General features: G+C 68.3%; 8 protein-coding genes and 1 pseudogene. 4 read left to right on the plus strand and 5 right to left on the minus strand.

The features are described from left to right. Positions 1–329 (minus strand): ATP-binding protein (locus ACWDCZ_RS38590; protein ID WP_449818388.1); only part of this gene is annotated, 329 nt, incomplete at its 3' end. 227 nt (positions 330–556) lie between these two features. Here ACWDCZ_RS38590 and ACWDCZ_RS38595 point away from each other — a divergent pair. The 4 genes from ACWDCZ_RS38595 (at position 557) to ACWDCZ_RS38610 (ending at position 2,441) form a co-directional block, all read left to right on the plus strand. Further along, the gene (locus ACWDCZ_RS38595) at positions 557–1,417 is read left to right on the plus strand and encodes a helix-turn-helix domain-containing protein (RefSeq protein ID WP_449818389.1); all 861 of its coding nucleotides are present in this window, start codon (positions 557–559) and stop codon (positions 1,415–1,417) included. Position 1,418: 1 nt separating this feature from the next. Further along, positions 1,419–1,610, plus strand: coding sequence for a DUF397 domain-containing protein (locus ACWDCZ_RS38600; protein ID WP_449818390.1), 192 nt, complete (start codon positions 1,419–1,421; stop codon positions 1,608–1,610). A 147-nt stretch (positions 1,611–1,757) separates the two neighbouring features. After that, a complete protein-coding gene (locus ACWDCZ_RS38605) occupies positions 1,758–2,177 on the plus strand; it encodes an I66 family serine proteinase inhibitor (RefSeq protein ID WP_449818391.1) in 420 nt (139 codons plus the stop codon). 72 nt (positions 2,178–2,249) lie between these two features. Further along, positions 2,250–2,441 (plus strand): DUF397 domain-containing protein, encoded by a 192-nt coding sequence (locus ACWDCZ_RS38610; RefSeq protein ID WP_449818392.1) that lies wholly within the window; start codon positions 2,250–2,252, stop codon positions 2,439–2,441. A gap of 91 nt (positions 2,442–2,532) precedes the next feature. Here the strand turns inward: ACWDCZ_RS38610 and ACWDCZ_RS38615 are convergent, their stop codons facing one another. From ACWDCZ_RS38615 to ACWDCZ_RS38630, 4 genes and pseudogenes are all read right to left on the minus strand, one after another. Next, a complete protein-coding gene (locus ACWDCZ_RS38615) occupies positions 2,533–3,036 on the minus strand; it encodes a hypothetical protein (protein WP_449818393.1) in 504 nt (167 codons plus the stop codon). 127 nt (positions 3,037–3,163) lie between these two features. After that, the gene (locus ACWDCZ_RS38620; RefSeq protein WP_049649540.1) at positions 3,164–3,772 is read right to left on the minus strand and encodes a DJ-1/PfpI family protein; all 609 of its coding nucleotides are present in this window, start codon (positions 3,770–3,772) and stop codon (positions 3,164–3,166) included. Positions 3,773–3,931: 159 nt separating this feature from the next. Next, complete coding sequence (locus ACWDCZ_RS38625) at positions 3,932–4,597, minus strand: MOSC domain-containing protein (protein WP_449818394.1); 666 nt, start codon at positions 4,595–4,597, stop codon at positions 3,932–3,934. Between the two features lie 265 nt (positions 4,598–4,862). After that, positions 4,863–5,046 (minus strand): annotated as a pseudogene (locus tag ACWDCZ_RS38630) (RNA-guided endonuclease TnpB family protein); the annotation flags it as partial.

Raw genomic sequence — 5,046 nt, forward strand, 5'->3', positions numbered from 1 at the left:
TTGGCGCGCTCGTGGGGGTCGACGCCCCAGCCGTGGGTGAGGGCGGCGACGAGCTGGAGGCCCCGGCCGGACTCGGCGAGCAGGGACAGCGGCGGACTGGAGGGCAGCACCGGGCTCTCGTCCGTGACGGAGACCCGGAGGACGTCCCCCTCGGAGATGATCTCGACCAGCGGCGCGGGGGTTTCGGTGTGCCGCCAGGCGTTGACGAGGAGCTCGCAGAGCGCGAGCTGCGCGTCGAAGATCGGGGAGGCGGGCCAGCCGACGCGGGTCATGGTGTTGCGGAGGGTCTGTCGCGCAACGGCGATGGTGGGGGTGTTGATGTGACGCATGGGAGTTCTCCCGAGGCGTGAGGGTGAGAAGAACCGGCGGACATGTCGCCACGAGCCTGACCAGCAGGCACTACTGACTGTCCGTTGGATATTGAAGCTACAGCAAGAGTTTCACATGTGGTACTCATGCTTGGGGACATCACCCAGACGTGGGACTCACAGGCCTTTGGTGGACCAACGTGACTGCCAAACGTCAGACTTGACCAACTTCACGTAAGGACGATCGAATGCCGCCACGACGCCACCCAACGCTGAGGCAACGCCGGCTCGGCGCCGAGCTTCGGAGAATTCGCGAGGCCGCAGGCCTCAGCGGTCCACAGCTCGCCAGGATCCTCGACATCGACGTAAGCCAGGTCAGTCAGATGGAGTCCGGCAAGGTAGGCGTCAGCCGCCAGCGCCTCCGAGCGATCGCCAATGCCTGCAAGTGCCTCAACATCCCTTTGATCGAAGCTCTGGGCAGCATGACGCAGGACCGAACCAAGGGGTGGTGGGAGGAGTATCGCGGCCTACTGCCCAGCACTTTCCTCGAATCTGCCGAGCATGAAGACTTCGCCGTAGGGACCATAAAGGTCTGGAGCTCGGCCTTCCTTCCAGGACTCCTGCAAACCAGCGACTATGCGAAAGGCATCTTCGGTCGACTGATCCCAGGCCTTACGATCCACGAGATCGACCTGCACACGGCATTCCGAACGCAGCGCAAGAACCTCCTCGCTCGGAGCCCGCAGAAGAACCTGGAGGCTTACATCTACGAGTCCTGTCTCCACACGCGCTTCGGCGGTACCAAGGTCCTTCGGGAGCAGCTCGGCTGCCTGGTCGACGACTCCTACCGAGAGAACATCAGCATCCGCGTGGTCCCCTTCGACGTGGACACCTACCCAGGCGCGATCGAGAACGTCATCTACAGCTTCGGCGAGGTTTCAGAGCTTGATACGGTTGAGACGGAGACCTCGCGAGGGCCCCTGTTCTTCGACGCCCCGAGCGAGCTCGGTACATTTCGCTCCATCATCGGCCGTATCGAACGTGCGGCGCTCACGGATGACGAATCACGCGACCTCATCAACCAGGTTGCCCGGAATTTGAAGGACTAGGATGCTCCAGAGCAGTTGGCAGAAGTCATCCTTTAGCAGCTCAGGCGATAACTGCGTCGAGGTTCGAACCAGCGGCGAGGCCGTCGAACTCCGCGAGTCCGACGAGGGCCACCTCATCCTCCGCACCACGCCCACCACCTTCGCCGCCCTTCTCCAAGCCACCCGGGCCGGCGAATTCGACCACCACGCCTGACACTCCACGCCATCCACGCCCCCTCGCCTGCCCCGGCGAGGGGGCGTAGCTCGTTCAGGTGACGGCACGTCGAGGCCCCTCCCCCGTCTTCCTCCGAGCACGTACAACTGTCCTGCACCTCGCCCGCATCGCGAAGGAATGACAGCCATGGCCCGGTTGGAGTCCGGCCTCTACACCATCCAGAGCGGCGACGCCCGGATCGGCCGCGCCCGTCACGAAGCCCTGGACCTCTCCCCCAAAGCCGTCTTCGCCAACACCGACGACCAGGACGCCGTCTGGCTCGTCGAGGCCTATCCCAACAACCACTACCGGCTCTACGCCAAGGGCGCCCCGACCGCCGTGGAGGACCTCCAGCCCGCCGGCCCGCTGGTCTCCCTCCTCCTCGACCAGGGCGACGCCCCCGAGTGGGAGCTGATCCCCGTCGACGGCGTCCCGGACACCTACCGGATCAAGTCCCCACAGGGCTCCTCGTGGACCGTCCTCGAACCCGGCCGGCAGAGCAGGATCGAGGTCATCCCCGTCCTCGAAGGCTCCACCGCCTTCACCTTCGCCCGCATCGGCCGCTGACCCCCGCCCTACGCCCCCGCGCCCTCCCCGAGCGCGGGGCGTACCATCGACCGCCCAACTCGGGAGTCCGACTTGCCCAACTGCAACTGGCAGAAGTCTTCCCACAGCAGTTCCAGCGACAACTGTATTGAGGTCCGCACGACCAACGGCTCGGTCGAACTCCGCGAGTCCGACGAGGGCCACCTCACCCTCCACACCACCCCCACCACCTTCGCCGCCTTCCTCCGAGCCACCCAGGCCGGCGAGTTCGACCACCACGCCTGACCCGCTCCAGCACAGGAAGTCGGCCCGCCCGACTTCCCACGCTCCGCGCCCCTCGCCGCCAGTCCCGGGCGCGGGCGCGGGCGCAGGGGCATCACGTCACCCCGGGCCGGCTTCGCGCCCGGGTGAGCCAGCGGTACGCGAGGTGGACCGCGAGGCCCACCAGGACCATGACCACCGACGCGACCAGCGCGACCACGTCGAGCGCGTTCCGGACCAGCGAGTCCCAGAAGCCGATGCTCGAAGCGAGGGCGGCGGTGTCGGTGTGCCGGGGGTCGTACACCACCGTCACGGTGTCACGGGCCTTGACGGTGCCGGTGACGTAGGCGAGTCGGGTCTCGACGGACGCCCCCTCGGACGTCGTGAACCGCACCCGGCACTCGGAGTTGCCCGCCGGGTTGTCCCGCGGCCCGCTCACCTCCACGCACTCGGTGACGACCGCCGGGACGTGGACGCCGCGGCTGCGCAGATCCGACGTGACCCCCATGTCGTGCGGTATCAGGTAGACCAGGCTGAGGACGAACAGCAGGACCCCCAGGCCGATCATCGCCAGCGAACCGTTCCGCACGGTCCGGCCGTGGTCCGGCGCGTTCTCCATCGATCCCCCCGGTGTCAGCCCAGCTGCCCACGCGTGCCCACGCCAGCCCCGTACTTCGCAGGTCACTGATCCAGTTCGGGCGGATGCCGCCCAGCACCTGACCGCCACCGGCTGGCGCGGCGTCAGCTCAGCTCAGTGCGGCCTCGCCCGAGTGGACGGCGCGGATGGCGCGTTCGACGGTCTCTTGGTTCTCACCGACCGGGGCGACGTAGCCGATGACGTCGCGCGCGGCGTCTTCCCCGAGCACTCGGGTGATGACCCAGGTGGCGAGGTACTGGGATGCCAGGCAGCCGCCCGCCGTGGCGATGTTCCCCTCGGCGTGAAACGGTGCGTCCAGCACGGTGACGTCGCAGGCTTCGACGAAAGGGCGGCTCTTGATGTCCGTGCAAGCGGGCATGTCCTTCAGGAGCCCGAGCCGGGCGAGCACCAGCGCGCCCGAGCACTGCGAGCCGATCAGCTGTCGCGACGGGTCGAGCCGCAGCCTGGAGATCAGCTGGTCGTCTGCGACCACGTCTTGTGTCTTCACTCCGCTGCCGATCAGCACGACGTCGGCCTCGGTCACGAACTCCATCGGGCGCTGCCCGGTCACCTTGACGCCGTTCATGGACGTGACCACCGGCGTCGGCGTTGTGATGAAGGCCTCCAGCCCGTCCTTGCGGCACCGGTTGATCAACGCGGAGGCGATGAAGCTGTCGAGTTCGTTGAAACCGTCGAAGGTGACCACGGCTACCTGCATCACAACTCCTTCAGGACGAGGTGTCCCAGTCTCTCCTGGCGCGCCGTTCCGCGTCGAGATCCTTTCAGCGGCGGGTGGATCGTGCCGGCCCTCGTCACTCATCGAGTGTCCTCCAGGGCGCGGTAGACCTCCCGCTCGTGCGGGTTCGAGGAAGCGGCCCTACACCCGGACCCTCCGGCGCACCAGTTCCTTGATCTCCTCCGGGAGCGCCTCCGCCGCCAACAGGCCCGGCAGCAGCTCCGGTTCGGTCGTCACCGCGCGGAACGACCGGGCCACCGTGACGTCGTGGTCCGGGCGGTGCACCACCTCCACCGCGTCCCCCGCGCGCAGCTCGCCCGGTTCGATCACCCGCAGGTAGGCGCCGGGCAGGGCCGCCTCGGTGAAGCGCCGGATCCAGCCCTTCCTCGCCAGCCAGCCCTGGAAGGTCCCGCAGGGGATGCGCGAGCAGGACACCTCCAGGACGACGTCCGGGCCGATCCGCCAGCGCTCCCCGATCAGAGCGCCGCTCACGTCCAGGCCGGTGGTGGTCAGGTTCTCGCCGAAGGAGCCGTTGGCCAGGTCCCGGCCGAGCTCCGTCTGCCAGCCGTCCAGGTCCTCCCGGGCGTAGGCGTACACCGCCTGGTCGTCGCCGCCGTGGTTCTTCACGTCGTACACCCGGTCCCCGGCCAGGGCGACGGCGCCCGTCCCCTTGGGGCCCGGCGCGGCCACCGCGACCGGGCCGTCCACCGGGCGCTTGTCGATGCCGGTGAGACCGAGGTCTTCCTTCCACGGGTTAGGCCGGGGCCTGCCGACGTTGACCGAGAGCAGTCGCGCACGTACGTCCATACGTCGACCGTACGCCGAACGGGCCGCCCGGGGGGCCGCTCCGGCCTCTTCCCCCCGACACAGGAGGCCCACCCGACCTCCCGCACAGCGAGGCCCCTCGCGCCCGAACCGGCGCGAGGGGCCGCACCCCCTCCGTTCCCGCGCCCCGCCCCCACGACGGGTCGGACCGGAAGGGCCGGACGGTGTGGCTACGGGGTGACGATCGGGAACTTCGGGTTGTCGTACCCGTACCAGCCCATGTACCGCTGTTGACATCCTCACCCGCCTAGAGGCGAGTGATTCCCGTCTGTCGCACCGTTGCCCGGTACGGCTTCGGGTGGGTTCCTGCTTCACCGCGCTGCGCCGGCACGAATACCGGTCTCACCTGCGCTCCACAGGCCGATACCGCCAGTCCGGCGGCCTTGGCGACGTTGACCGCCGCGTTGACATCCCGGTCCAGGACGGCCCCG

Source organism: Kitasatospora sp. NPDC001225 (assembly GCF_053597855.1).